The following is a 26,991-nucleotide window of genomic DNA, read 5'->3' as shown; positions in this document are numbered from 1 at the left end:
TTCCGATGTAATAAAAGACTATATTGAAAATCAAGGAAACCAGGAAGAAAAAGAAGCATACAAGCAAATGAAAATACTTGATTTTGAATAAAGTTCCATTATAACGAGAGCGGTGGCGCGAACATACCCCGTTGCTTGCAGCGGGGTGCGCCACCGCAACTTTGATCTAAGGAATATCAGAACTTCCATTTTAAAGAATCCTGCGAGCATTGGGATGGTTTGACTTCTTCCCGAAAAACAATTTACCGCACTTAAAATGGAGCTAATAATATTAAGACCGTATCATGGTTAGAATCATTTTGAACCTTTCCAGGGCATGGAGTGAATGGGGTTCGCTGGCAGGCATTATAATCATGTCTCCCTTCTCAAGAACATTTTTGTTCCCGGAAATAGTGATTTCAGCTTTCCCGTCTATTACCTGGACCATGGCGTCAAAGGGGGCAATATGCTCGCTCAGCCCTTCTTCCTTGTCGAAAGCAAATATTGTTACTGTTCCGGTACTCTTACGGATAATTTCTTTGCTTACAACGGCTCCTTCCTGGTATTCAATTAAGTCTTCTACCCTTACTGTCCTGGCTTTTAACTCTTGAGACATCGCTTCACCTCTTATCCATATTCCGCAATTCATATACCCTATCCAGTCACCGGCGAAGCCTTACAGGGGTGAGATATAGTCATGTCCGGATGCAATTCTCTTTACGGAGATGTTCTTCTGATGATGGAAATGCTTTTCTCCATGAATGAGTGCAGAAAGCTATTAAATCCTGTAAGTTCAGTTCCCGCCTGAGTTCTGGCTTTTCAGCTTAAAAGGTATATATTCAACTTCCACACCCGCATCCCTGAAAAACTCAAGCGAGTCGGTGTCAGGATAGGGAGTTGCATATACAACTCTTTTGATGTTTGAGTTGATAATCATTTTCGTGCAAAGAATACAGGGCTGGTGTGTGCAATAGATGGTTGCTCCTGCTATGCTTACCCCATGGATTGCGGCCTGGATAATTGCATTCTGTTCCGCATGTACTGCCCTGCACTTTTCGTGTCTCGTGCCTGAGGGGATCTTTTCCACGTCCCGGATACATCCGATTTCAAGGCAATGTTCCATGCCACTGGGTGCCCCATTATATCCGGTTGAGAGAATTCGTTTATCCCGGACGATCACAGCTCCCACATTATTTCGGAGGCAAGTAGCCCGTTTGCCTACCACGAAAGCGATTTCGAGAAAATATTCGTCAAGGGAAGGTCTTTCTATCATTATTTTTAATGAACAGTAACTGGTATATATAGCTGTGACGTTAGAACATGTACCATTTTTAAGAGTTAATTTTAAGTGGAATGAATTAACGGTGTATAAAGAAAAATTGGTTTTCGAGGAAGAATTAATATAATCTGTGAGAATACAGAATTAAAACAAATTAACTTATTTATAATATTAACTTATTTATATTATTAAAACATCCAGTACGCTATCTTCCTTACCTGAATCCGAATAGCCAGGGTAGGTTCAACATTATAAACAAATCTGATTATAAATCTGAGTATCAATCTCGTGTTCTGGATTATACATCCGGATTATAAATCTGGATGTAAAGAGCTATTCGGATAGATTCAATAAAATAATAGATGCATGTATCCGGAGTATTAAATTATGGCAACAGGTTTGACCGAATTTTTAGATAATTTCGTGAAAAGTCACGATAATCGCCAGTTGCTGGCATTCCCCCTTGCGGTACTCGCAGTTTCTTTAATAATACTGCTGGTTTCCTTTGTGAGTAGCGGGTCGCCGGTAAACCTGGGAATGGAGTTCCAGGGCGGTACCCAGATTTCGGTAGAAACAACTGACTCTCCTGCTGTGCTTGAAGAGACGTATTCTTCTTACCCCATCAACGATGCCCGGCAGACCGGAAGCAGGATCATCATGCAGTTCGGGGTTATGGATAATGAGCAGCAGCGTGAACTCGAAAAAGATGTTACGGGCCGTTATTCGAATGTGGAAATCCGGCAGGTTGGGCCAATCTACGGTCATGATCTGCAGGTACAGGCTATTCAGGCTATGATCATCTCCTTTATAGGGATGGCCATTGTGGTATTTCTGCTCTTTCGGACCCTTATACCTTCCTTTGCAGTAATACTCTCGGCCTTTTCAGATATCATGATTGCCGCTGCTTTCATGAAAGTTGCAGGGATAGAGCTCTCCCTGGGAACACTTGCTGCCCTGCTTATGCTTATTGGTTATTCTGTAGATAGTGATATTCTGCTCACAAATAGAGTAATTAAACGCCGGGGCACGATAGAAGAGAAAATTTCCCGGGCTATGCACACAGGCATTACTATGACAACTACAACCCTTGCAGCGCTTGTGGTCATGTACATAGTCTCGACTTTCTCCTACCTTGTAATTCCCTCGTTCACACAAATTACTCTGCTTTCACAGATTTCAATCGTGTTGATTGCAGGGCTTATTGCAGATATGATGAATACCTGGCTCCTGAATACGGGAATTTTACGCTGGTATGTACTTAAGCCCGAATTCAGAGGGAGGTATAATAGATGAGTGATAAAAAAGGGCTTTTTAAAAATATAAGAGTCATTATCTTCACCCTGATCCTGCTTGGTTCTATAGTGGCTATCCATCCAGGCTATACTCCCGGAGAAGGGATAACTACTAACCTTAACTTCGGACTTGACCTGGAAGGCGGGTCCTGGCTCCAGATTAAACTGGAGGGAGCGCTTACTCAGGTAGATGCAGATGCCGGAGAGCTGGTTAGCGAAATGGTAGAGCCGGTAATTGGAGCCCCTATTGAGGTCACAAGTGACAACCTTAATATGGGCGGCTCAGATTCTGCCGGTAAATCCATAACCTTTACGACGTCTGCTCCGGTTAGCGCGCCCCAAATAGAGTCCCTGGAACTGGGCACTGTAAGCGTGGACAAGCTGAGTGATGCCCAGACTCAGGTTACTATTTCTGACACAAGTAAGGAAACCATGATCAAGGCCTATCTCTCAAAATCCCTTGATGCCGAGGTAGTCCTCTTCAGTACTGAAGACGGAACAGTCTATGAGATCCGGACTGCAGTTTCCGAACAGGAGCTTGAGGCTCTTATGGAAAAGGCTGGAGGTTCGATCGTCAAGGACGAAGATGGAACTTCGACTTACAAAGAAGGGGTCAGCAGCGAGACGAGAGACCTGACAAGAGACATTCTTAATGACAAGCTCAACTCTCTTGGCCTGAAAGATATTCCTGTCAGGACTGTAGGAGAAGACTATATCCTCATTGATTTTGCAGGCATTGACCTTGCGACTGCCAAGGAAATTGCCGAAAAGCCGGGAAAGTTTGAGATCAGGATCCAGACAACAGGAAATGAGACTCAGCACGTGCTTTACGGTGATTCTATCGTAGGTGTGGGAATCCCCAGTTACCATGAAGGACAGTGGCATACTCCCTTTACCCTCAATGAAGAGGGAGCCCGGACACTCCAGAAGGTTGCACTCGAAACCGGGGCAATTGACAATCCGGAAGAGCATTACCTGAACATGTATCTGGACGATGTCCAGATTTATGGGGCTCCTTTGAGTCCGGAAGCAGCCGACAGGCTGAGAGAAACCCCGATATATTCATGGGAGGCTTCTACAGGCACGGATGAAGCTGCCAAAGCCGAGGCAGAAGCCCTTCAAATCCACCTCAGGGCAGGGGCACTTCCGGTCAATGTCGTGCTTGTAGGTTCAGGGCATGTGGACGCAGGGCTTGGAGCCCAGTTCAAAACAGCAGCCGTGATTACAGGCCTGATCTCCCTGATTGCGGTAGCAGCCGTGGTTTACTTCAGGTACAAGAGGCCTGAAATTCTGGTGCCTATGGTCGGGACTTCCATCAGTGAAGTTATTATGATTCTTGGAGTTGCATCACTTATAGGCTGGCAGCTTGACCTGGCATCAATTGCAGGTATTATCGCTTCCATAGGTACCGGGATTGACCACCTTGTAATTATTACGGATGAGGTGCTTTACGAAGGCAAACTCCCTCCAACGAAGGTTTTCGCTTCCAGATTAGGAAAGGCTTTCACAATCATTTTGGGAGCAGCCTCCACAGTTATTATCGCCATGTCCCCCCTGGTCGTAATGGGCTTTGGCTCTTTGAAAGGCTTTGCCATTACAACTATTATTGGTGTCTTGATCGGTGTAATTATTGCAAGGCCGGTTTACGGTATAGTGATCAAAGAGCTTCTCCATGTAGATGAGAGTGGAAACGGAATTATAACCGAGTAAGTATACCGAGTAAGTATTGAGGGAAAAAATAAAAACCCTCAGTTAATACTCAAAACTAAAAAACAAGGTGGAAGGTATGCAGGATCTCTGGACTTTGAAATACAGGGCAGGTACCCTGAAGGAAATTCTTGGAAATGAACATGCCGTAGCCACACTTTCCGAACTGGCACAGTCAGGGAATCTGCCCCACCTCATTTTATATGGCCCTGAAAATTCCGGAAAAACGACAGCTTCTCTTGCTCTCGCCAGGCAGCTCTATGGAACCACCTGGAAAAACAATTTTGCATACTTCAATGCTTCGGATTTTTTTGACCAGGGAAAGCGGTATCTTGTCCGGGATAAACGTTTTGTGCGTCTTCTGGGCACAGATGACCCAAAGAAAATCTATAAAAGCGTAATCGATATTTTTAAGGAAATTATCAATGAGTATGCAGGAATGGCCTCACTTGATTCCGATTATAAGTTAATCTACATCGATAATGCCGAGTCCCTGAATTCGGACGCACAGCATGCCCTCAGGCGAATTATGGAGAAATACAGTGCAACATGCAGGTTTATCCTTTCCACTACCAAACCTTCCAGACTTATTGCTCCGCTTCGCTCAAGGGGCCTTCAAATTTTTTTTACATATGTTCCTGATTCTGTTCTGAAAGCCCATCTTGAGAAAGTCAGCTGTGCTGAAGAGTTACAGCTTTCGGAAAGCGCATTGGACGCGATCCTTTATTTTGCAAAGGGAAATGTTGCAAAAGCGGTGCAGACTCTACAGCTTATTTCCCTGCTTGCGCAGGGTTCGGTCATTACTGAAGAAATGGTATATGAAGCTATTCTGAAAGGCAGGGACGAAAATATCGATAATCTGCTTTCTGCGGCCCTTGCGGGAGATTTTTCCAGAGGGCGACAACTTATCGACGAGATGATAGTTGAAAAAGGTCTTTCAGGGGTCGAAATCCTCGAAAGGCTTTCCGATGCTCTCGCAGATTCGGGAGAAACGGATGCAGACATTGCTCGCCTTGTTGTGAAAATTTCCGAAACCGATGCTCGCCTTAAGGATGCTGCCAATGACAGAATCCAGCTCGAAAAACTTATCTCTGATTTCTCTTAATTTTTACAGGCTCCTGGCATCTCTACCTTTTTTAATTTTTAAAAACTCCATCCGTTTTTACCTTCTCTATCTTTTCTTAATCTTTACAGGTCCCGACCATATCCCTATATTTGCTTCCCAACACTCTTTTTCAAAACTTCCTATATATATGCTTCTATCTGGACTTCTCTGAAAAAAGAAAATTATATATATGATGTTCATTTAATTGAATTTAGCTCAGTAAAATATATATAGTATTAGCTTTTATCTTTTATTGTAGATAGGCCAGAATCTCAGGCTTCTCAGGAGTTAAGGGGCTCCACTATACTTTTTAAGAGAAGTACGGACCTGGGTTTCAGGACATCCAAAGCGATGTGCTGTACTTCCTGAAGATGGTTGAGAGCCGGACTTCCTTGAGCAGAAGCCATATTCGGGCCTTTTCGAAAAATCCACAAATACCTCCATTGCTCCCTGAATAGCTCCCTCTTTTCAGGGAGGCCATTTTATAAGGCAGAATAAAATCCTGACGTGCGCTTAAAAAAGGTAAATATTCTGCCTGAAGTTAAAAAAACTGTCTGCCTGAACTTCCCCTTCAGGCAGGCATTCTATCAAGCATTCTTTTTTCAATTTTTCAAAATTTATTTCTTAATATTTATAGTGCTTTACCGAGTGATAGAGAATCACGATAAAGAAGGCAATTATCACCAGCAAGAAGCTGAAGAAACCAACCGGGTCCCAGAGAAAGCCTATTCCTGCCCCTCCTTCTCCCCAGGAAACCAGTACGGCTCCCTGGAGCACTGTAGGAATAACCACACAGGCGAAGGCCAGCACGAAGATAAACACAATATCAAAGACCTCTGTAATAACGCTTTTTTCTGCCATTGATCCTCGCCTCCTCAATCGTAGTATTTAAACTCGAACATATGGTTCTTTATCGATTGGCGCACACTCAGGCAGCCAATTGCCTCGATTACAACCATCAGGCCTACGAAGATCACATACAGATAGAAGAAGTCTCCGGCAATCTCCCAGGTCTCGGTAAGTATCTTATAAAGGACAAATCCTTCTACACCCACCAGCAGGAGAAGCATGCCTATAATCAAGCCTGTATCCCCGTTGAGTTTTCTGTGATACTTACTTTCCATTGCCTGGTTATTCATCTCCAACGCCTATTCCCTCCTTTCCTATCCTTGCATTCTCCGAACCCCTGGGTAGGGGCCATCCCATTTCAGCCCAGTTATTTTCTGCGTTTGAACTCTTGTGCCTGTGACTGAAGTAGAAATACGCGATACCGTAGAATACAAAAGCGAAGATCAGGTTATACTTGTAGCCCCAGAACAGCGTTGAGAGAATTGTTATTGCGATTGCGATTGCAAAGTACGCAATATACGGCTGGAGAGGGCCCACAAAAGGCCTGACCCTGCTTGTGGTCTCAGGGAAGAGGTTCCTGAAGCGGATCAAAGAGAATGGGATTAGCACGTAGCAGAGCAGTCCCGAGATAATGGAGAAGGTAATAACCTGATCCAGGAAACCGCTAAAGGCAAAACCTATTGCAACGGGCATCGTGAAGATCACAGCTCTGTATGGAGTATTATATTTCGGGTGCACTGCCGAGAACCACGAAGACACATATTTGTCCCTTGACAGAGCGAACCAGGAGCGCGAGGAGTCACAGACGCAACCGTTTGCACTGGCAACACAGGTCAGGAATGTCCCAAGTCCAAGCAGAGAAATGAATATAAATACTCCGCTGTTCTGAGCCGCTTCAAAAAGCGGATACACGGAAACGCCCAGCATGTCCGCAGGAATCAGCACTGCACACAAGTAAAGAGTCATTGCTGCTCCTATTAGCAGGGTGATCATGCCTGCCTGCTGCCCTAGAGGTACTGCCCTTGAGGGATGCTTGCACTCCTCAGCACACATTGCTGCTCCTTCTATCCCAAGATAGAACCACGGCCCGAATTGCAAGGCTGCAAAGAGACCTATCATTCCATTTGGAAGGGCACCCTGGAAAAGATATTCAGGATGGATGTCAACTGTTCCGAAAGCCGTTGCGAAGAAGAAGACCACTATTGCAATGAAAGCTATCATGGTCAGGAAGAAGTTCAGAGTCAGAGCCGCAACAACGCCCCGGTAGTTAATGAAGGTCAAAAGTGCTATAACAAGCAGCGTCACAGGAAAAACCTGCAGTTCAGGGAATATGCTCTGCGCAATAAATGCGACAACAATAGCATCTGCCGCCTCAAGAGCTATATACTCCATATACACAGCAAGTCCCACACTGGCAGCCGCCCCGGGCCCGATAAACAATCTTGCCCAGTCGTAGGGTCCTCCTGCAAGTTTGGTTGCCGATCCGAGTTCACTGGCGCAAAGAGAAATCATAACATACATGGTTCCTGCAACCAGCATGGCAAGCATGGAACCCAGAACTCCTCCTTTTGCAACGGTAAAGTTCCAGCCCATGTACTCTCCGACCAGCACGATACCGACTCCTAGAGCCCATACGTGAAAAGGCCGCAGGGTTTTCACCAGGCTGGCAGATTCATGTTCAGACATGCCGCTCAGCCCCTTCTTTTTGAAATCTTACTGGCGTCCAGTAAGACCCAGCCCATCAGTCCGAAAGCCAGGAGATATATGAGTCCGTTTATAACAGTCCAGATATCCATTTTAATATCCCCCATCTATATATCAAATAATTATATACGTTCCACTATATGTGAAAAATTTCCACATAAATCGTAAAGTGTCTTTATAATAGTTTCGCCTGAGTTTTTAAAAAAAATTAGCCAGCGAGGTGTTCGCTGGCTTTGGCTCCATCAGTAGTAAACTTCAGGTTCAACTTTTGACTTAGAATACAAGTCCTAGATCTTCGAGCTTCTTTCTTGCTCCATCGTAGACCTGCATGTATTCGTCAGTTGGGGTTATGGTCTTTACGTCGTAGCATTCCTGGAAGGTCTTTCCTGCGGGTGCACTTGCATAATTCTTCTCGTAAAGGGCTACAAGCTTGTCAAGGATCACGTTGACTTCAGAGATCTCAACACCTGCAGTTGCTCTTGCAACTTCACCCATCATTCTGGCTTCCATACCTGTGGTCTTGTCGGTCACCACACCCTTTGCGGATGCGACACCTGAGAGGATTTCTCTGCCTGAAGCCGTGTCGGTAATGGACTGGGCTGAAGCCTCAAGAAGACACATCTCAGTGCATGGGCCTGCACATGGGTAGTACTGGTTACCTGAGAGTATGTCTGTAAACTCAGAAATTGTTGCACATGCCCACCCTGCAATCTTCAGAGTTTCCCTGGTGTTTGTTGAACCCCAGCGGATGTGTACAGGCCCGTCCAGGTGCCAGCTTGCGCTGCTCATGAGAACGGCGTTGATGTGGGTTGCAATGTCGACTATTGTAGTTTCTTCAATGCCGCCTGCATATCCACCGAAGATCGGCATCTGTTCGTCCATGATGATGTCGCTGTTTCCTTTGTAGTGGGCAATAACTGCGATTGCATCCAGGTCGATCTTGAGTTCATTGAGTTGTGAGACCTCGTGGCTGTCTGAGGAGATCTGGCCGCCATAGCAGTCAGATGAGATATTTCCCTGAGCGGACAGGGAAGTCTCTGGGCCCTATATGCCCATGCCTGGGCGGCCTGCTATTGCGCATGCCTGCTTAATCAGGCGGGTTTCTGTCTTTGCGGCAAGGACTTCATAGGGGCTGCCAGGGATAGGGGATTTACCACGGACAGAGGTCATGACACCGTCTACAATTGTGTCGACTTCCCTTTCCAGGGCATAGCTCATGTGAACAGGCATAAACACCTCTTCGGAGATCGGAGACCCTGTAGGCCCGCCCTGCACTATTGGCTTTGCCTTATCCGCGACACCTCTCTTTCTTACATTTACGGCATCCCTGCCTGTACCGAGGGTGAACTCCTTCTGCACGTTGTTGATTGCGTCCCAGATTTCGTCTTCCGTGTACTTTACGATCCTGTGGGTGTCGGTACAGTATATTCCGCACTCAAGCAGCATCTCAAACCCTGCGTGGAAGAGTTTTTCCATCATATCCTTATCTGTCGGGACAAACTCTCCCTTGAAGTCAAGCCCGTACTTCTGCTTGAGCTCCATTGCCTTCATCGGGATCCTCATAAGGTCCCAATCATCCTGGGTGCATTTTTCCCCTACTTTTGCCCTGTCGTAGAAGTCATAGCAGTCAAACGATTTTCTAAATGTCATGTTTTTTGCCTCCCAGGATTATTTCATAACTTCAAGTGCTACTTTTGCAGCCTCGGCAGCGTTTTCTGCGGTTGCATCCGCTCCGATCTCGGCAATCCATTTCCCTGATACGGGAGCTCCTCCGAACATGCATTTTACGCTGTCCCTGAGATTTTCTTCCCTTATCATGTCCATAAGGTCTTTCTGGCCGAGCATGGAGGTGGTCATAAGAGCTGAGCCGACAAGAAGAACCTTCTGTCCTTTGTGCTTTGCGGCCTCTTCTACAACGGTTTCATTAAGGACGTCAACTCCAAGGTCAAGGATCTTGAATCCGTTTGCCCCGAGCATGGTGGTGACAAGCCTGTGCCCGATGTCGTGAATGTCTCCTTCTGCAACAAAAGTAATTGCAAGTCCGGTTTCTTCCCCTTCCTTCTGACTTTTCTCAAGTTCGGGAGTGAGAATTTCCATTGCATTGTTCATTGCTTTTGCAGACATCATGATCTGGGGCAGAAATACCTCGGCGGCTTCGAACTTGTCACCGATAATCTTCATCCCAACGGAAAGGCCTTTTGTGATGATCTCGATAGCTGGAATTCCCGCATCAAGGGCTTCCTGGGCTAATTGTGCAATGCCTGCGACGTTCTGGTTTACGATCGCATCGCGTAACTTATCAAATATTTCCTGGTTTGCCATTTTTGTAAACCTCCACTAAGACTCGCGATTCTATGCAGTATAATTGGGCAGTACGATGTCTCCGACAACTTTTCCGCAAAGGTTTATGCTTGAGTATAGACCCAGGCTCCGCTAACTAAAAAAAGAGCATTTGCATGGGGTTCTCAATTTATTGTCAGATCCCTGCTGCCTTATCTTTCAGCCATTAGGCGCTAGGAAATGCCTTCACGAATTTTCGAATTGTCTACAGTCGAAATTATTCACTGCCATTTGCCATTTTACCGAACAGGTTCGGACTTTTGTGAATAACTTCTTCTCTTCTGACATTGTTACCGGGGAATTTATTTGCCGAAAATTGCAAATTGCTTCCCAGTCGAATTAGACTCATATCCCAAATTCTCCAACAGTATGCCTGCTGGAACTGCCTGGAATTGTCCTGAACATTCAGATTCAATCCCTAAAGTACAGATTGAAATTATAGTATATAAACGAATACTATATTTGTTGATAATATATAACTGTAGAAAATTCTAAGTAAAAAATCTTCAGAATTCTAACCTCAAGAATTCAGGGTTTTTTCCTCATTTTTTCTCTCAAGGTTCCGGATCAGGGCATGAAAGCAAAAAGTATAAATACTGGAATTTTTAATTACTGCAATTTACTTCAATATCTGCAAGCTCCTGCCTCAAAATCCAGGTGCTGTAAATCTTTTTAAGAGGAAATCTTTAAATAATAGATTTGACGCAGGAAGAATGCTTGATTATACATGATTTCTCCTGGAAATGCAGGATTAGACAGGTAAGAATAAGTCCTGATGAAGCAATTTTCTGAAAAATTCTTAAAAAATGAGGCCGGCTTTAAGGCCGGCGATCCGCTTTCTTTTCTTTTAATCCTGTACACTCTCAATATCTAAATACTCAGTATCTAATACTCAATATCTAAATACTCAGTATCTGGACATGCTCAGTAATATTTTTTAGTACTTGTGGCTTTTTGCGCACTCAACCATCTTCTGGAGGTTGGCAGTTGGAGTCATGCTGACAATTCCACAGCCAACCGTGAGCAGCCCGACACCTGCGTCGAGTACCTTCTTTGAGGCTTCTGCGACATCCTCAGGAGTACCGTTCCAGAGTACGGCTACAGGGTCAAGGTTTCCGACAATGATGGCATTTTCCACATTACCGGTTGCGGTCTTGATATCTACTCTCTGGTCTACGCTGATCCCATTTACGCCGGTCTTGTCCATAATCCCAAGGCCATTGGTTGTGTTTCCGCAGACGTGAAGAACTGTAGCCACATCGAGTTCTTTCATTGCGTCAACAATTTTCTTCTGGTAAGGAAGGGCATACTTCTCATAGAATTCCCCACCTATCAGCTCATAGCTTGCTGTCGGGTCAATAATGGCTATTGTATCTGCCCCATTCTCAACCATTGCTTTTGCATATGCCACATTGAAATCCGAACAGAAATCCAGAAGTGCAGGAACAACCTCTTCTCCTGTGAAAATGTTTCCGAACCAGGCATCTCCGTTAATATGCTGGGCAAGAGAGAAAGGCCCTATCATGGATCCTATTACCGGGAGCTCTTTTCCGTATTTGTCGGAAAGGATCTTAATGGCTTCAAGGATTAAGCCAACCCTGCCTTCTTTCAGGTTGTAATTCTTTATCTTATCCAGATCTTCCAGGTTCTTGACACTGTGTTTGATCACTGATGGCTGCTGCTTCAGGTCGCCGGCCTTGATTCCGCAGCCAAAAAGTTCGGCTTCAGCCGTAATGTCAAAGGGAACCCTTACAGCTTCAAACCCTACCACGGTGTGTCCTGCTTCCGCAAGAGTTGCCATTTTCTCTGCGTCAGCATGGGCTTCTGGCCAGTAGGCTCCGCAAGCTTCCATCTGTTCGACAGTTGCGGTCTGAGTGAAACAAACAGCTGGCATCCTGTCCACTTGCTGTTTCCTTAATGCACGGTACAATCTTTCTTTTGGGGTATATTCTGCCATTTTATAATCCCTCTCTGAGTTATATAGACAGGTTAACTCTTAAAAATACATACTATAAATAAATATGTATTTATATTCTTTAATTAAAAATTATGTTATAAAAAGTTATCAATTGAACAGCCGGAATAACCTGAAAACTTCTTCAAAACAAGTAAATTTGTTTTATTCGCGCCTGCCGGACAAAAAACTTAAAATATCTAATGGTTTGCGACTTTAACCCCTGTTTATGAATGGTCGAGAGCTAAAAATGGATTCCTGCCTGCAAAATAAGGAGCACAACAGGAACACAAAAAGAAAAACTTTTATTATTTTCCGGACTTTGACACAGGTAGCCAGTCGACTGTCAAATAGCAGCAGCGTCAAGATCTCAGTAACAACTTTTTCCGTCTCAAATGGTAAAAATTCAGGCAATTAGCTATAATAACTCACCTAATTAGCTAATAATTAAAAAGGGACCGATATGAGCCAGTATCTACGATGGTATTATGATGAATTTAAACAAATCGGGGTAGATTATACAGATCTCGAAGAAGTACAGGCTTATGATTTACGTATGCAGAAGTTGAGAGATACTGAAAACGAGGCGAATAGCATCCGAAAGCTTCTCGGAATAAAGAACACGGATCGGGTTCTTGAAATCGGGACCGGAACAGGAGAACTGACACTCAAGCTTTCAGACCACTGCAAAAAAATTGTGGCTGTAGATGTCTCTAAAACTATGATAGACTGTGCAAAAATAAAGGCCGAAAGTCAGAACAAAACAAATATCCAGTTTTGTAATGCTGGCTTTTTAACATACGAAAATTACGCTGAACCGTTTGATATTATTGTCACTCAGCTAGCTTTACATCACCTTCCAGACTACTGGAAAATGGTGGCTCTGAGAAGAATCTACGGAATGTTGAAGGAAGGCGGAAAATTCTATTTGCGTGATGTTGTATTTCCTTCAATGATCCGGGATTATGACAGTTATTTTAATAAAATTATAACTGACCTGAAGAAATTTGCTGGGGACGAAATTGCTGAAGAGACGGAAATCCATTTAAGAGAAGAATTTTCAACGCTGGACTGGATTATGGAAGGTCTTCTAAAAAGTGCTGGGTTTTATATTGAATCTGTTGAATATGATGGATTTATGGCAGGCTACTGTTGTAAAAAATGATGTATCTGGCTAATAACAAATTCTAAGAACAGCAGTAACTTTATAATTAGCCACAGCGCTTGGTAACCACCCATCCGTATTTTCTAGCAGCCGTTAGTAATAGTTTATATAATTCATATGTTCTAAAATTATTACATTCTTTTCCCGATTGCTGTCGAATTAGGAATTACAAATTAAGAATTATAAATTAAAAGTTACAAGAATTAGATTACAATCCTTATATCCCATCCTTTTATGGGGCAGTTCACGCTGCCGGACGCCTCAAAACATTATACGCTCCCGGAGGACCTGAAAAATGTATGGAATAGCACTTGATCTGGGCACCAGCGGTTTTAGAGCCCAGCTTATTGATCTTGAAACGAAGGAAACCTTAAAGACAGTCATAACCATGGGTCATCCCCTCCCCGGGGGAAATGTTATGGACCACCTGGACTTTGCAATCACAACAGGCGAGGATGTGGCTCATGCGGTGATTCTCGAAACAATCAGGAGAATGTTCCTGCGGTTCGATGTTGATCTTTCTCAGGTAAAAAGGCTGGCAGTCTGCGGAAACCCCATTCAGCTTTCCCTTTTCCAGAATATGGAAATAAGGGATCTGGCTTATGCAGGAGAAAATAAGCAGAAAATGCTTGGAGTCCAGAATGTAAAAAGAGATGCCCGCGTATTTCCGGCTTCAGAAATTTTCGGAGAACAAGACCTGCTCAATTGTGAAGTTATTGTGCCCCCCGCAATCAAACACGAAATTGGAGCTGATGCCCTGGCCATGATGCTTGAAACCGATTTCCTTATCCGGCCCGAACCTTCACTTGTCACGGATTACGGGACAAATGCCGAAATGGCTCTTAAAGTCGGGGATAGGATTATCACGGCAAGCGCGGCTGCAGGGCCTGCAATTGAAGGGCAGGGTATAAGTTCAGGCATGCTTGCAAGCCCGGGCGCGATCTGTGACGTAAAACCTGAAGGGCAGTACTGGAGAATCATGGTCCTTGACAGGGAAATGGAAAAACAGAACGCTTACCTGATTCATCCGGGAACAGGTGAAATAAAAGAATCTTTCGGCTACGAGGCAGCAGGAATTACCGGCACAGGTGTTATCTCGGCCTTTGCCCTTGCATTGAGAAGCGGGCTCATCGAAAAGCCTCCTAAACTTCCGAACGGAAAGCTGATCCTGGGCCCTGGAATTGAGATCACTGAGAAGGATGTAGAAGAAGCCGGAAAAGCTATCGGGGCAATTCGGGCCGCCCATATGACCCTGATTATCGAATCCGGGATTAAGTACGAAGATCTGGAGTACGCATATATGTCAGGAGCCTCTGGAGCCTATGTAGACGCTGAAGATGCCCGCAGGCTCGGAGCTGCACCGGGTTATGCAAAAAGAATTGTCCAGTTCGGAAACACCTCGCTTGCGCTTGCCCGGGAACTTGCGCTGGACAAATCCAGGCTGGATGACGTAGTCAGGATTGCAAGGAAAATTACTGCCGACCACCTCATGATGGCAACCAGTGAGACTTTCAACAACTTCTACCTCTGCGAACTCTCCTACTGGACCATGGGAATGTCCCTTGAGATGTACGACCAGATGCTTGAACTCTATGGCCTGCCCCCTCTCCCGAAAACCCTTGAACACGTAAGCATTGAAAAGCGAGTCAGCAAAGACATTGAACAGGTAGGATCAGAGGGCCTTGCCATCCTCAAAGAGATAGGCATAATCCTCGAAGTCCCTGTGGAAAAGTGCGTCTACTGCCAAAAATGTGTAAAAGAATGCCCTGAAGCCGCTCTCAAAATCGTAGAAACAGACGGCCAAAGGATCGCAAAATACGACAGCCAGAAATGCCTAGGCACAAGCTGCCGCCGCTGTGTCAGCATCTGCCCCGAAAGTGCCATCGATATAACAAAACTCAAAATCACAGCAAAATAAGCTTTGGTGGGAATTAACTCCCACCCATTTTCTTATATTTTACCTTTTCTTCACTTAGCGTGCATGCAGCAAAGTGCTACTCTACGCCATAACTCCGCCTCTTGAGATCAGTTCAGCTTCTTCATAATAGCCCTCTTGAGCGGAGCGAAAAGGGCCGCGTACTCCCGAAGCGCAATTCGGGCGTTACAGCACAGAATATAACATTGATGCCGTTCCTATTCCCAGAGGCTCCATTACAAGCTGCACATCGTATTTCTTTCGAAACTCTTCGGAAATTGCGCAGGGGATTCCAGGGGTGGAAAGCACGCAATTTTCCGAAAGCACGGCTTCAGGAAGTGTATCTGCACATGGGGTTGCCTCGAAAATAATGGAAAATTTTTTTGAATTTTCAAGGTCGAAAGGAATAATCCCAAGGTTTGACACCGTTCTCTTCAGGAGTGTTCTGTCAGCATCATACCCGTAAACCCTGAAGCCTTTGTGCACGAAATGCGCTGCTCCGGGAAAACCTACTTTACCGAGCCCTACAACCAGTACGTCCTTTGAATTGGCTTTCAGGTGCCTGGAAGCAATCTCAGCATAAATTATGCCTGTGCAGGGCTGGTTGTTGGCTATTTTTCCGTTTTTGAGGTTATGCGCAAGGAAAGTGTGGTCGTCTGCCATAAGGATAATCCCTGCTCCGTTCCGCACAGCCTCGTAATAGCCGCTAACATCCGGCATATCCGTAACAAAACTGTCAAATCCGAAATACTGCGTAATTGCATGCAGGGAAGCCGAAAAGTTTCCTATTATCCCGTTTCCTGAAGTTACAGGCACGATGCCGACTTTTTCTGATCCCTGAGAGGTACCGTAGAGAGCTTTACAGACACCTTTTATGTCAAGCCCTGTTACTCTCCGCACAGCAGAATCGGCTTCCTGAAGCTGCTTATTAATATTCATCAAATCATGTGGGGTTAAGAGTGCCATTTTTATCTCCATTTCCTGTTTCTGGAAATTTTAGTTTCCCTAATTCTTTTTAATTTCCTTCCCAGTCCTGTTCTTTATTCCTTTACACAACTGCTCCGAAAAGATCCTTGAGAATCGAGAGCCCTTTGCATTTCTTTGCCTCGGCTTCTTCCCTATCCTTACCCCAGAAAACCAGAGTGAATACCGGGTTTTCTCCTTTGCAAAGTAAAATCTCAATTCCGGGTTCCTCATAGAATTTTCCGTAGTCGCTGCCCATGGAAAGTACCTGTTCTCCAACAGGAATAAGAATCCCGTTTTCCCCGAGCATGAGATGCTCATAAATGCAATATTTGTCTTCGGGGAGAGCCTTGATCTCCTCTACACCACCAGTAAAGGCGCGGAAAAGAAGTTCTATCAGGTTGATTCCTGAAGAATAGTAAACGACTGTTGGGGTCTGGCTTGGAAAGCGGGCATCGATTTCGATTACTCTGAGGCCTTTCGGGCCGGAGATTGCTTCCACATCCATAATCCCTTTCAAGGAAAGGTTTGCTGCAAGAACATGGGATATCTGCCTGAAGGAAGGGTCGGGAGGAAGCGGAGTTACCATATGACAATCATAAGTTTCGTCTATATGGATCAGGGTTTCTTTTACCACGGCAAAATTACTTCCGTCCCCTACAACTTCGAGAGAGACTACTTCGCCTTCTACGTATTCCTCAACCAGCATGCCAGGCTCAAGAGCTTCAAGCTCTTCTTTATCATAGATTATCCTGGCTCCGACACTGCTGCTTTCACAGGGAGGTTTTACGAAATAAGGCGGTTCTGAGGGGCTGTCCTTTGGAGTAGGGATCCCTACGGACTTAAAATAGTCTTTTGAGCTTTTCTTATCCCTGCTAATCCGATAAGCTTCGAAATCGAAAAGTACGGGGCAGGAGAATTTTTCTTTTATTGAACTCAGAAATTCAATGCAGGCGAAGTTTTCGTTTACAGGAAGTACAGCGTCAACGCTTCCTGAGAGCTCCAGAAGTTTTTCAGGTTTTTTTATTACGTCAAAACAATGAAATTCATCTGCATAATTGCGGATCAGAGCTTGCGGGTCTTTATCGACCAGAACTACCTTCATTCCGGCTTTTTTAGACAGATACGCAGCTTCGAAACCCTGGAGTTTCCCGCCCACCAGGCAGATCGTTTTCAAGCTAACACCCCAGGACTGACTCAAACTCAGCCTGCCGGGCAGGTTCCATGCCCATGATTTCAAGCCTTCTGATTACACTTTTTATATCCCTGTCCCGCTCTTCTAAGTCGCGGTCATAATTTGCAACGCCTTCCAATCGGGAATCGGGGGGAAGAATCGAAGTAATGATGTTTGCTCCTGCATTTAAGCGGTGAACCATGCCGTCAATGCCTTCCAGGTCAAGGGAGGCAGGAATGAGGCGTTTCGGGAACATTAACCTGAGAACCGATATGATTTTCAGTTCCGAGAGATTCGATTTATCCCTGAAACCCTCAAGCGGGGTTCCTTCCTGGGGCAGAAAGGTCATAACCCTGACCATATCAGGATCGTTTGTTCTCATTCCTCTTAAGGACAGGATGGTAGATTCGATATCGTTTCCAACGCCTGTGAGGATTCCATCTTCTACGCAATATCCCTGTTCCTTGGCAAAAAGACGCGCATTGACACGCCCATTGAATGACTGTCCAACTCTGAGTTTTCGGTAGAGTTCAGTGTCATATGTCTCCTGGTAAAGGGCCAGGAAGTTTGCTCCTTTTTCCCTGGCTTTGAGAAGAGTAGTGTTATCCATCAAGCCTGGAGAAATCATTATGGGGAGCCCAAGTTCCTCTTTTACTATCTGGACAAGCTCAACGAATCGGTCAGGGTCTTCATAGTAATAGGGATCTTCTCCCATGGTCAGGTCAATCATATGAAAACCTGCTCCTTTCAGAGCTTTGCAAGTTTCTTTTATTTCTTCTCTGGTCAAACGATACCGATTGATCTCGTTTCTACAGTTATAGTAGCAAAAGGAGCATTGATTTTTACAGTAAGTGGAGAAATAGATGAAACAATTAAGAAATACCCTGTTGCCAAAATAATGATCTCTTACTTTTCGTGCTGCGGAATAAAGTCTTTCCAGGTCTTCTTCGGATTCAAGGGAGAGAAGAGCCCTCAGGTCATCGTCAGATAACTGGTAACCTTCAATGATTTTTTCCCCGAACCTGTCAAATTCTTCAAGTGCCATTTTTTGGATCAAAATTTCACCCTCTCATAAATTTCCTCATATTTATTCCGGCCTTATTGAGGCCGAATTGCCATTTCAATCTCACTATTTAGCCTGTTTTGCCATTTCGAGTTTTTACCATCCAGATTTGCCATTTAATATTGCCATTGAAATTGCTATTCAAGATTTCATTCTACTTTTTGCCATTCAATACTGCTATTCTATTTTGCGGTTCAATATTGCCATTCTCTTTTGCCATTCAAATGTTGCCGTTCTAATATCTCAATCTGTTTTTAGCCGCTCAAGGTTACTTTAACGGATTTTTCAGCTTACAGGCTGGTCGAAATCCCGTTATAGTAAGATTCGGATCGTGCTGCCCTCTTAATATTTTTAAAGCCGTGCATAACCTTGAGCAGGCGTTCAAGCCCGAAACCTGCACCTATCCAGGGCTTGTCAATGCCCCACTCCCGATCAAGAGGGATTGGGCCGACAACTGCCGACGAAAGTTCCAGATTCCCGTGCATTACATCAAGGGTATCCCCATAGACCATACAGGAATCTCCTACGATTTCGAAATCGATTTCCAGATAGTCCAGAAATTCCCTGATCAGGGCTTCAAGATTTTCCCGGGTGCAGCCCGAACCCATCTGACAGAAATTCAGCATGGTGAATTCTTCCAGGTGCTCTTTACCGTCGGATTCTTTCCGGTAACAGGGCCCGATTTCAAAGATCTTTATCGGATCAGGCAGAACTTTATCGAATTTTCGCAGATAGTTGTAAAGATTTGGGGCAAGCATTGGTCTCAAGCAGAAGTTTTTGTCTACCCTGAAAACCTGCTTTGAAAGCTCATTATCGCTGTCAATGCCCATTCTCTCAACATATTCTGCCGGAATAAGGATCGGAGACTTGATCTCCAGAAAACCCCGGTCTACGAAAAATTTCGTAATATTGCGTTCGAGTTTTCCGAGATAGTTTTCCCGCTCGTCGGCATAGATACGCTGCAAGTCGCCTTTTCTTTTTGTCAGCAGTTCGGACTCAAGTTCCCTGAAAGGCTTTACCGCGTTCAGAGAAATTTTATCCTCCGGACTTAAGAGAGTTTCAACCCTATCAAGCTGGCTCCGCGTAAGTGCAGGAACAGGTGCTGATGCGGGAACAGACGAATTTGAAGCGGATTTTGCAGGTGCGGATGCGCTCGCCGATACCTGTGCAGATACAGGTTTTTCCAGAGGCTTTGGAGCCCTTGAGACTGATTTCGGCATGGCTTTTTTGACCTTCGGAGCAGAAACTACCTTAACTTTCACACTGGTTTTGCTTTCGGTTGATTTTGTGAGGAAATTGGTAATATCTTCATCCGAAACCTTACAATGCTTGCAGGTTTTCCTGTACTTGTGATGCCTTAATGCTCTGGCTGTCCTGCAGCTCCTCGAATTGTTCACAACAAGTCGGTCTCCGCACGCCATTTCAATATATACTTTCCTTCTTGAGACCTCATGATGCTTGATTTTGTGGAGCGTGCCAGTCCTGGACATCCAGAGCCCTGTAGCAGATATTAGAACATCTAGTGGTTTTTTATCCATAGTGTCACCCCTGGTGAATTAAAAGCCCGGATGATCTCCAAGAAATAGTATTTCAGAATCCCGGCTTACTGAATATAAGCACGGAGTCAGCAATTTGCTGACAGCTACCCGGAAAATAAAAGTGATCCCACAAAGTAGAAACAATTTATAGACTCTGGAAAAAATGTCCAGATTTTATAAAATATTTCGGCGGAATGTTATATATTGCCATTCCGGGATTCAGAAATATGGCGGAAACCCCGGGAATCTAACCCGGCTGAACGGATTTAGAGTCCATTCGATCTACATGATCAGGTTTCCTCCTAGACAAAATAGGTTTAACAAAGCGTTTTGCTTCCTGTATAGTTATTTTATTATCTTAATTAGTAATATAAAATAATATTGTTTGATATATATGTTTATTGGTGAAATTCCAGAAAAAAGTCCAATTCTTATTTATATTTTTTGCACCCGAGTCCCTTCTCATGAGGGTGGAGCCCTTTTCGCTCCCCGAATTGCGTCTCGCCCGAATTGCGCCTCGGGAGTACGCTGCCCTTTTCGCTCACTTTGTTCGCTCAAGAGGGCTAATTTATGCGATAGAAAATTCTATGTATTTTCACTCGAGTTCCGCAGACTTTTTTCTAAAAATTTTGATCAAAAACGCACGGGTGCAGCATTGTCAACCTGCGCAACTCAAGACATTTCAAAAAAGACTTGAGCGAAAACGACGTAACAACGTGACTGCGTGATCAACCGGCGCAACGGTTGCGCTCAAGCGGACTGATTTACGCTATCTTAGTCTTTTTGCTTCAGAGATAAAAACTATAAAAGAGATTTTTCGTTGACGCCAATCTATAGAATGAATTAGAACCTCTGAAAGTGAGGACTATCTGGAAGAAAGGAAATAATGACATAGTTGCTGCATTGGCTCTGCTTCTAGCTTCTTGGATATTTTCAAGGAACCAGCAGACTGAAGCTTTAAATTCCTCTTTAAAGGAAGCCATTCAAAGCCTTTTACCAATGAAATAATCTCTAAACATTTACCTAATATAGTCCGATCTTTGATGAAGTGATTAATTATTTAAACCAGTACTTACTTACACATAAGTAAACTCTTTAATGGCGAATACATATTGAAAGTAAAATTCTAATTATTTAAACTGATAAATCGAGAAACTACGTTTTATAAGGGTAAGCACTATTTTGGTACTTATTAATGATATACGTGTTGTTATGAAAGATATGAACGAGACTAATCAACAGATACTATATTATGCAAGGAATTTTTTGCAATGTCGGGGTTATAATGGATTTAGTTACAAAGATATTTCTCAGAAACTGGGAATAAAGAATGCAGCAATTCATAATTACTATCCCAAAAAAGAGGATCTGGTTGCAGCCTTGCTTGAAGACAGCAGGAAGAATTTAGCTGCAAATATTGCTCAAATAGTGGAATCTGGGGGCTCAGCCCGTGACCAGCTTCAATACTACTTTGATTACGCATTGAAAGAGTTTGATGAAGGCAAAAGTATCTGTCCACCAGGCTCGGTAATTCTCGATTTTGAAGAACTTCCGGAAAAAGTTAAAAAGCAAAACCTGTTGTTGTTGGATGATATTTTGACCTGGCTTTCCAGAGTTCTTAAAGCCGGTTTGGAACAAGGAGAATTTAGTTTTTCTGATTCTATAGAAGCACGTGCAGAGTTAGTAGTCGAAGCCTTAATGGGTGCCAGGCAACTATCCAGCATTAAAGGGAGAAAAACACTCGTTAGATCCATTTCTCTAATTAAATCCGATCTTGGGTGGAAGAACTGATTTTTTTTTCCTAACCACTACTTACTTATGTGTAAGTAAGTATATCATCTTAATATAATCAATCTATTGCTCGAAAAAAATTAGGTTTTCTGAATAACTTATGAGGAGGATGTCTCAATGCCCACTATGAGTATTATTTCATGCAAGATAATGCAGGACGAAATCATCTGGATTCTTGAAAATGACTCTTCCATTGATGAGATCATTATAGTTGATAACGAAAATATCTGGGAATTCGTAGAAAAACTGGATAAAGTAAACCTTCAGTATAAAGTGCTCTCTCTGGAAGATATTTCCTCACTTCCCGAAATCAAAAGTGAGTGTAAGAAATACACGGTTCTGATACATCTAATGGAACTGGGCCTTCACAGAAGTCCTAAAGAGTTGAAAATTAAGGTATATGAGACTATAAAGACTCTTGCTCCTTTTTCGTCGGGGATCCTGCTCTTCTACGGTTTATGTGGGAATGTACTGGGGAACGTTGAAAAAGATTTTGAACACAGTTCTATTTCATGTCCGGTTCGTATTCTTAAAGACAAAGATCACAGAATTGTAGATGACTGCATAGGGGCTACTGTTGGAGGATTTAATGACTATCTGAGGATACTCAAAAGTGTTAGTGATGCTGGAACATATCTCTTTACTCCCATGTACAGCAAGGGATGGAGAGAATTAATTCAACTGGATAAGCTAAATAAAGATCCCGCCAAAGCATTGAAATTAATGAAAAAGACCCACGAAATGATTGGTTACAAAAGAGTTGCTAAGATTAATACCGGCCTTGAATACACTGAAAATTTCGACGCTTCTATTCGGGAATTTGCGGAATTGTTTGATTTCGAAATCCTGGAATTCGATGACGGTAACCAGAAAATTTTTGAAGATTGTTATAATGAACTCAAAGTGGAAATTTAGGAAAAATCAAAAGGTTGAAAATTTTGTATTTATAAATGAATGGTGAGCTGATGCCTGTACTTAGCATAATTGCCTGTGAAATGCTTGAAGACGAACTGGTATATGTCCTCTCAAAAGACCATGACTTAAATCAATTGATCGTAGTTGAAAGCAGGCAAAGTTTCAGGTTTGTTCGAAAGCTTAAATCCAGAAATTGTCAGCCCAGACTTTTTCCTTTGGACAGGATACCTACTTTTTTAAAAGAGGCAAACAACTCTATATCCGTGAACCCTCTAAGACTTTTATTGAAATTTCCGTTTTTTAAGAAAATACCTCATAATATAATAGAAAAGAGTAAAGAAAAGAACAAAGAAAAGTCTATTGTAGTTGTAAATACACTGAAGCTTGGCCTGCATGCAGATTGTGAACTCTTAAGGTCTGAGATCTACCAAAATATTAAGAAAATGGCAGCTTTTTCACATGGCATTCTTATTTTCTATGGAAATTGTGGGCACTCTCTGAGGAACACGGAAGCGGATTTTAAAGATCTTCATTGCTCTCTTTATTTTCTCAAAGATGAAAAAGGAGAGATTGTGGATGACTGTATCAGCGTAGCTCTTGGGGGCAACGATAATTATGCTGAAGTTATGCAGAGTGGAAATGGTACAGGTATGATATATCTGACTCCTATGTGGGCCTCCAGTTGGAAAGAAATGAGAATGGAATCTACTGACACTTCTGACTTTAATGAACGTTTTTTGAAAAAGCATTATAGAAAGGTTGTCAAAATCAGTAATGAGATTTCTATAGGAAGTGAATTCGATAAAAATGTCTTGAATTATGCCCGGACTTTTGATATGAGTATTGCTGAAATGGAAGGCAGTATGGAAATAGCAAGTAGGTCCTATCTAAATGCCAAAAACGATGTCTGCAAAGAAGCAGTATCAGATTAAAAAACAGTTGAGTGGGTGCGCTGAAAATAAAAGAAGGAAAAAACAAAATAGACAACGAAGACAAATTTTTCTCTTTTCAAGTCTTTTTATAAAGCCCCAGTGTACTCAAAGTCAGAGCAGTAGCGTTTATGTCGTCATTATTATTTCCCCAGGCTCCGCTTTCGTGGATATTGTTGAGAAGCCAGTGGACTGAGGGTCCGAGTTCTTCTTTAAAGCCTGCAAGAAGCAGGGCCTGGATTGCCAGATTGCTTGTGGAGATATGTTTCCAGCCTCCGTCGTGTCCTCTTTTTGAGAGGATCCATTCGGCTTTTTCCCGGATAAAAGTCTCAAAGGTTCTGGTTTTTGCCAGATGATCCTGTTTTTTAAGAGCTGTAATGATAAGGGATGTAGTGCCTACCTGTTCCCAGGCAGGGCAATAGTGTTCGTATAGCCAGTTGCACCCGTCTCTGTCCTGAGTTTCTGTGTCTGCAAGAGCCGCAAGAGCATAGGCTGTATCGTAAACGTCCCTGTTCCAGGATCTTTTGCTTTTTCTGGCAAGCAACCATTTTGCTGAGACCATGAATACAATTCCTTCCGTTGAGAGGGCTGAGCAGGCCCTGGCAGTATCTCTGGTTGAAGAGTTCCAGGAACCGTCGGTTTCCTGTTTAAGGATCAGGCGGGTTATATAAGGGTTCGGGAGCGCCCAGAGGGCATGTGCGGATAAGGTACTTGAAAGTTCCTTTACGGACTGAATTTGCTGGGCAGAAAGCCATTCAAACCCTTTTTTCACAATATCGAGTTCCAGCTTGCTTGACATTTAGCTGTGCTTTTCGGACTCCATCTATTAAAACTTGACCGACACGTCTATTTTCTTTTCATCTGAAGGCCATTTTAGGGCCAGAGCCTGCATAGTGCAAAACTATATATGTTTTGCATTATTATGCATAATTATGCGCCCTCGAAAACGAAGGATGGTGGATTTCGAACATTCGGCAAGGGAGTTCAGGCCTTTCAGTCCCGAAAGTGAAACTCCCGAAGAAATCCTGCTGACAATCGACGAACTTGAGACTATGAGGCTCAGCTTCCTGGAACACCTTTCCCAGGGTGAGGCTGCGGTCCGTATGGAGGTTCACCAGTCCACCTTTCAGAGGGCTCTGAAAAAAGCACTTGAAAAAGTAACTGAAGCGCTTGTCCATGGAAAAGCAATAAGAATTGAAGGAGGAGATTACAGGATGCCAAGAGGGGACGGAACAGGTCCTGCAAGCCAGGTCCAGGTTGGCGGCGGAAGAAACCGCGGACAGGGCAGAGGTCGAGGGGGGCGGTTCGGCGGACCAGCAGGAGACTGCGTATGTCCTGCCTGTGGGCATGAAACTCCCCATACTCCGGGAGTCGCCTGCAACCAGGTGAAGTGTGAGAAATGCGGAAGCCCTATGGTCAGGAAGTGAGTTATAAAGCGGCTCGAAAAAAAAGAATGGGAGAAAAGCACAACCAGTGCTCCTTTACTACTCCATTTCAATCTGTCTTATCAGGGTTGTTTAAAGATTCCTACCTGATAACATGACGACTTAATAAAAAAATTCTTGGTAAATTAAAAAGTACAATGAAAGGAGTTGGAAACAATGCCATATGGAAACAGAACAGGTCCGATGGGCCAGGGATCAAAAACAGGACGGGCTATGGGTTACTGCTCGGGCAGTGACAGCCCGGGTTATATGACCGGAAATCCAGCGGGTGCAGGCCGGGGCGCTGGCCGTGGAGCCGGGCGTGGTGTAGGCCGAGGTGCAGGCCGAAGAGCAGGCGTGGGTTTCTGTTGCAGAAGAACCCCCGGTTTCGGAAGAGGTGAAGGGTTTGCTGCTCGTGGTGAGTACCCCGGATATTACTATCCTGCACCAGCTCAGAACAGGACGGGATCGAGTATCGATTTCCTTGAGAACCGGTTAGTGTCCTTGAAACAGGAACTTGAGGCCCTCATGGAAAGTTTGAAGAGACGTCGGTCCCAGGAAATCGATGAAAAGGAATAAATTAATATAAAATTCCGAAATGGGCTCATTAACGAGATAATTCATTGATGGATTCCAAATTCATTCATAAATGAGTTTTAAAAAATGAACCTGGGCTGGAAAATAAAGGGATTTCCCGCTAGATTCCGGCTAGATTTCCCGGTTTTTCGGGCCCTGATTTTTTGTGAAAGGAAGAGTTAAAAAATGAAGTCGAGAATCGTTTACGGCCCAATTCTTTCAAGAAGGCTCGGTAGGTCTCTGGGAGTCGATATAATTAAAAATACCGGCTCGAAAAAGAACTGCAACTACGACTGCATCTACTGCCAGCTCGGGCATGTTGAGCTAAAAATTAGAAGCCCTGAGGATATAAGGGAAGCTGTGACTCCAGAAGAAGTCTCCGAAAGCCTGCAAAAGTTCTGTAACGATATCAAGGGCCTGGATTATATTACATTTTCCGGCACATGCGAGCCTACGCTGAACCTTTCTTTAGGGGAAATTATCCGGAGCGTCAGGAAAATAAGTGGAGTCCCTATCTGCGTAATTACGAATTCTTCCCTTCTGGGAAGAGAGGATGTTCAAAATAACCTGGCAGAGGCAGATTTGGTAGTTGCAACTCTTGTTTCTGGAAATGAAGAGACCTGGAGAAAAATCCATAGACCTGCTCCGGGCATAAACCTGAAGGAAATCATCGAGGGTTTGAGGAAACTTGCAAGAGCCGGAACCGGGAAGAGACTTGCACTTGAAGTCATGTTGCTTGAAAATGAAACCGGCAAGCCTCTAAATTTTACTGACGAAGAGATCGAAGAGCTGGTAAAAACAATCCGGTACATATGTCCGGAAGAGATCGAAGTTCTAACAATCAGCCGCCCTCCTTCTGAAAAATGGGTGAGACCAGTTCCAGAAGAAAGGTTAAGGGAAATTGCAAAGCGTTTCGTTTCTGAATTCGGAGATAGAAAGGTAAAGCTAGTTTTGAAGGAAAAAAAGAAGAAAGCAAAGGTGTTACATATAAAACTGGATGAGGAGGTATATGCTCTTCTCCTCAGAAGACCCTGTACTTTCGAACAAACAGGTCAGAGTTTGAATATTGATCCTAAAGATCTCTCCTCTATGCTCGAAAAATTGCTTGATGAAGGCAAAATAGAGATAATAAGTTCAGAGGTTGAAAAGTATTACAGGGCAAAATAATTACACAAAAAGTACACTCTTAAACGCCTTTATTTCAAATAACTTTGTAACTATTCAGGGTATAGTTAGCGGCGCTCCTTTGAGCGCCGCAAGAATACCCTCTATAACAGGCAAACTATTCTTTCTGATTGTAGAAATGTATGCTCTAATTCTGCAGAAAGC

At 43.8% G+C, this 26,991-nt stretch carries 24 protein-coding genes and 2 pseudogenes; 12 read left to right on the top strand and 14 right to left on the bottom strand.

Annotation, left to right across the window (positions count from 1 at the left end; translation table 11 throughout):
* Positions 1-91: pseudogene (locus ACPK8D_RS15580) on the top strand (IS200/IS605 family transposase); the annotation flags it as partial.
* 180 nt (positions 92-271) lie between these two features.
* Here ACPK8D_RS15580 and ACPK8D_RS15575 read toward each other — a convergent pair.
* Together ACPK8D_RS15575 and ACPK8D_RS15570 are read right to left on the bottom strand one after the other, a co-directional pair.
* Positions 272-595 carry a cupin domain-containing protein gene (locus tag ACPK8D_RS15575; protein ID WP_424718770.1) on the bottom strand — a complete coding sequence of 108 codons (324 nt, stop codon included), beginning with the start codon at positions 593-595 and terminating at the stop codon, positions 272-274.
* 177 nt (positions 596-772) lie between these two features.
* Positions 773-1,252, bottom strand: a complete 480-nt coding sequence (locus ACPK8D_RS15570) for a deoxycytidylate deaminase (protein ID WP_424718769.1) — start codon at positions 1,250-1,252, stop codon at positions 773-775.
* 393 nt (positions 1,253-1,645) lie between these two features.
* On the opposite strand from ACPK8D_RS15570, the gene ACPK8D_RS15565 reads away from it, so the two are divergent.
* The 3 genes from ACPK8D_RS15565 (at position 1,646) to ACPK8D_RS15555 (ending at position 5,362) form a co-directional block, all read left to right on the top strand.
* Positions 1,646-2,551: a protein translocase subunit SecF gene (locus ACPK8D_RS15565; RefSeq protein WP_424718768.1), complete on the top strand. Its 906-nt coding sequence runs from the start codon at positions 1,646-1,648 to the stop codon at positions 2,549-2,551.
* Entirely contained in the window at positions 2,548-4,260 is a 1,713-nt protein-coding gene (locus tag ACPK8D_RS15560; protein WP_424718767.1) for a preprotein translocase subunit SecD, read from the top strand. Before ACPK8D_RS15565 ends, ACPK8D_RS15560 begins: the two co-directional genes overlap by 4 nt.
* A gap of 76 nt (positions 4,261-4,336) precedes the next feature.
* Complete coding sequence (locus tag ACPK8D_RS15555) at positions 4,337-5,362, top strand: AAA family ATPase (RefSeq protein WP_424718766.1); 1,026 nt, start codon at positions 4,337-4,339, stop codon at positions 5,360-5,362.
* A gap of 281 nt (positions 5,363-5,643) precedes the next feature.
* Here the strand turns inward: ACPK8D_RS15555 and ACPK8D_RS15550 are convergent, their stop codons facing one another.
* The 7 genes and pseudogenes from ACPK8D_RS15550 to mtbA all read right to left on the bottom strand — a co-directional run bounded on the left by ACPK8D_RS15550 (position 5,644) and on the right by mtbA (position 12,212).
* On the bottom strand, positions 5,644-5,769 hold the full coding sequence (locus ACPK8D_RS15550) for a hypothetical protein (protein ID WP_424718765.1): 126 nt from the start codon (positions 5,767-5,769) through the stop codon (positions 5,644-5,646).
* A gap of 217 nt (positions 5,770-5,986) precedes the next feature.
* The gene (locus ACPK8D_RS15545) at positions 5,987-6,223 is read right to left on the bottom strand and encodes an AcrB/AcrD/AcrF family protein (RefSeq protein WP_424718764.1); all 237 of its coding nucleotides are present in this window, start codon (positions 6,221-6,223) and stop codon (positions 5,987-5,989) included.
* 14 nt (positions 6,224-6,237) lie between these two features.
* Positions 6,238-6,501 (bottom strand): monomethylamine permease, encoded by a 264-nt coding sequence (locus ACPK8D_RS15540; RefSeq protein WP_424718771.1) that lies wholly within the window; start codon positions 6,499-6,501, stop codon positions 6,238-6,240.
* On the bottom strand, positions 6,494-7,897 hold the full coding sequence (locus ACPK8D_RS15535) for an APC family permease (RefSeq protein ID WP_424718763.1): 1,404 nt from the start codon (positions 7,895-7,897) through the stop codon (positions 6,494-6,496). Before ACPK8D_RS15535 ends, ACPK8D_RS15540 begins: the two co-directional genes overlap by 8 nt.
* A gap of 291 nt (positions 7,898-8,188) precedes the next feature.
* Positions 8,189-9,565 (bottom strand): annotated as a pseudogene (locus ACPK8D_RS15530) (monomethylamine:corrinoid methyltransferase).
* Between the two features lie 18 nt (positions 9,566-9,583).
* Positions 9,584-10,237 (bottom strand): methyltransferase cognate corrinoid protein, encoded by a 654-nt coding sequence (locus ACPK8D_RS15525; protein ID WP_424718762.1) that lies wholly within the window; start codon positions 10,235-10,237, stop codon positions 9,584-9,586.
* A gap of 955 nt (positions 10,238-11,192) precedes the next feature.
* The gene (gene mtbA, locus ACPK8D_RS15520; protein WP_424718761.1) at positions 11,193-12,212 is read right to left on the bottom strand and encodes a methylcobamide:CoM methyltransferase MtbA; all 1,020 of its coding nucleotides are present in this window, start codon (positions 12,210-12,212) and stop codon (positions 11,193-11,195) included.
* 460 nt (positions 12,213-12,672) lie between these two features.
* Between mtbA and ACPK8D_RS15515 the strand changes: the two genes are divergently transcribed.
* Positions 12,673-13,374, top strand: a complete 702-nt coding sequence (locus ACPK8D_RS15515; protein ID WP_424718760.1) for a class I SAM-dependent methyltransferase — start codon at positions 12,673-12,675, stop codon at positions 13,372-13,374.
* A 295-nt stretch (positions 13,375-13,669) separates the two neighbouring features.
* On the top strand, positions 13,670-15,292 hold the full coding sequence (locus tag ACPK8D_RS15510; protein WP_424718759.1) for a methylamine methyltransferase corrinoid protein reductive activase: 1,623 nt from the start codon (positions 13,670-13,672) through the stop codon (positions 15,290-15,292).
* Between the two features lie 183 nt (positions 15,293-15,475).
* Here the strand turns inward: ACPK8D_RS15510 and pylD are convergent, their stop codons facing one another.
* The 4 genes from pylD to pylS all read right to left on the bottom strand — a co-directional run bounded on the left by pylD (position 15,476) and on the right by pylS (position 20,027).
* Positions 15,476-16,267, bottom strand: a complete 792-nt coding sequence (gene pylD / locus ACPK8D_RS15505; protein ID WP_424718758.1) for a 3-methylornithyl-N6-L-lysine dehydrogenase PylD — start codon at positions 16,265-16,267, stop codon at positions 15,476-15,478.
* Positions 16,268-16,337: 70 nt separating this feature from the next.
* Positions 16,338-17,429, bottom strand: a complete 1,092-nt coding sequence (gene pylC, locus ACPK8D_RS15500; RefSeq protein ID WP_424718757.1) for a 3-methylornithine--L-lysine ligase PylC — start codon at positions 17,427-17,429, stop codon at positions 16,338-16,340.
* A 1-nt stretch (position 17,430) separates the two neighbouring features.
* Positions 17,431-18,483 (bottom strand): methylornithine synthase PylB, encoded by a 1,053-nt coding sequence (gene pylB / locus ACPK8D_RS15495; RefSeq protein WP_424718756.1) that lies wholly within the window; start codon positions 18,481-18,483, stop codon positions 17,431-17,433.
* 296 nt (positions 18,484-18,779) lie between these two features.
* The gene (pylS, locus tag ACPK8D_RS15490) at positions 18,780-20,027 is read right to left on the bottom strand and encodes a pyrrolysine--tRNA(Pyl) ligase (protein ID WP_424718755.1); all 1,248 of its coding nucleotides are present in this window, start codon (positions 20,025-20,027) and stop codon (positions 18,780-18,782) included.
* Positions 20,028-21,239: 1,212 nt separating this feature from the next.
* On the opposite strand from pylS, the gene ACPK8D_RS15485 reads away from it, so the two are divergent.
* The 3 genes from ACPK8D_RS15485 (at position 21,240) to ACPK8D_RS15475 (ending at position 23,665) form a co-directional block, all read left to right on the top strand.
* Positions 21,240-21,818 carry a TetR/AcrR family transcriptional regulator gene (locus ACPK8D_RS15485; RefSeq protein ID WP_424718754.1) on the top strand — a complete coding sequence of 193 codons (579 nt, stop codon included), beginning with the start codon at positions 21,240-21,242 and terminating at the stop codon, positions 21,816-21,818.
* A gap of 117 nt (positions 21,819-21,935) precedes the next feature.
* Complete coding sequence (locus tag ACPK8D_RS15480; RefSeq protein WP_424718753.1) at positions 21,936-22,733, top strand: DUF1638 domain-containing protein; 798 nt, start codon at positions 21,936-21,938, stop codon at positions 22,731-22,733.
* Positions 22,734-22,813: 80 nt separating this feature from the next.
* Positions 22,814-23,665 carry a DUF1638 domain-containing protein gene (locus ACPK8D_RS15475; RefSeq protein ID WP_424718752.1) on the top strand — a complete coding sequence of 284 codons (852 nt, stop codon included), beginning with the start codon at positions 22,814-22,816 and terminating at the stop codon, positions 23,663-23,665.
* 76 nt (positions 23,666-23,741) lie between these two features.
* On the opposite strand, the gene ACPK8D_RS15470 is transcribed toward ACPK8D_RS15475, so the two are convergent.
* The gene (locus ACPK8D_RS15470) at positions 23,742-24,461 is read right to left on the bottom strand and encodes a hypothetical protein (RefSeq protein WP_424718751.1); all 720 of its coding nucleotides are present in this window, start codon (positions 24,459-24,461) and stop codon (positions 23,742-23,744) included.
* A gap of 133 nt (positions 24,462-24,594) precedes the next feature.
* Here ACPK8D_RS15470 and ACPK8D_RS15465 point away from each other — a divergent pair, with 133 nt between their 5' ends.
* The 3 genes from ACPK8D_RS15465 to ACPK8D_RS15455 all read left to right on the top strand — a co-directional run bounded on the left by ACPK8D_RS15465 (position 24,595) and on the right by ACPK8D_RS15455 (position 26,829).
* Positions 24,595-25,089, top strand: a complete 495-nt coding sequence (locus ACPK8D_RS15465) for a DUF134 domain-containing protein (protein WP_424718750.1) — start codon at positions 24,595-24,597, stop codon at positions 25,087-25,089.
* 174 nt (positions 25,090-25,263) lie between these two features.
* Positions 25,264-25,665, top strand: a complete 402-nt coding sequence (locus ACPK8D_RS15460; RefSeq protein ID WP_424718749.1) for a DUF5320 domain-containing protein — start codon at positions 25,264-25,266, stop codon at positions 25,663-25,665.
* A gap of 183 nt (positions 25,666-25,848) precedes the next feature.
* Complete coding sequence (locus tag ACPK8D_RS15455) at positions 25,849-26,829, top strand: radical SAM protein (RefSeq protein ID WP_424718748.1); 981 nt, start codon at positions 25,849-25,851, stop codon at positions 26,827-26,829.
* The last annotated feature ends 162 nt before the right edge of the window (positions 26,830-26,991 follow it).

Origin of the sequence: Methanosarcina sp., assembly GCF_049706645.1 — an archaeon.
GTDB lineage: Archaea > Halobacteriota > Methanosarcinia > Methanosarcinales > Methanosarcinaceae > Methanosarcina.
This window is presented reverse-complemented; position numbering and strand designations above follow the sequence as displayed.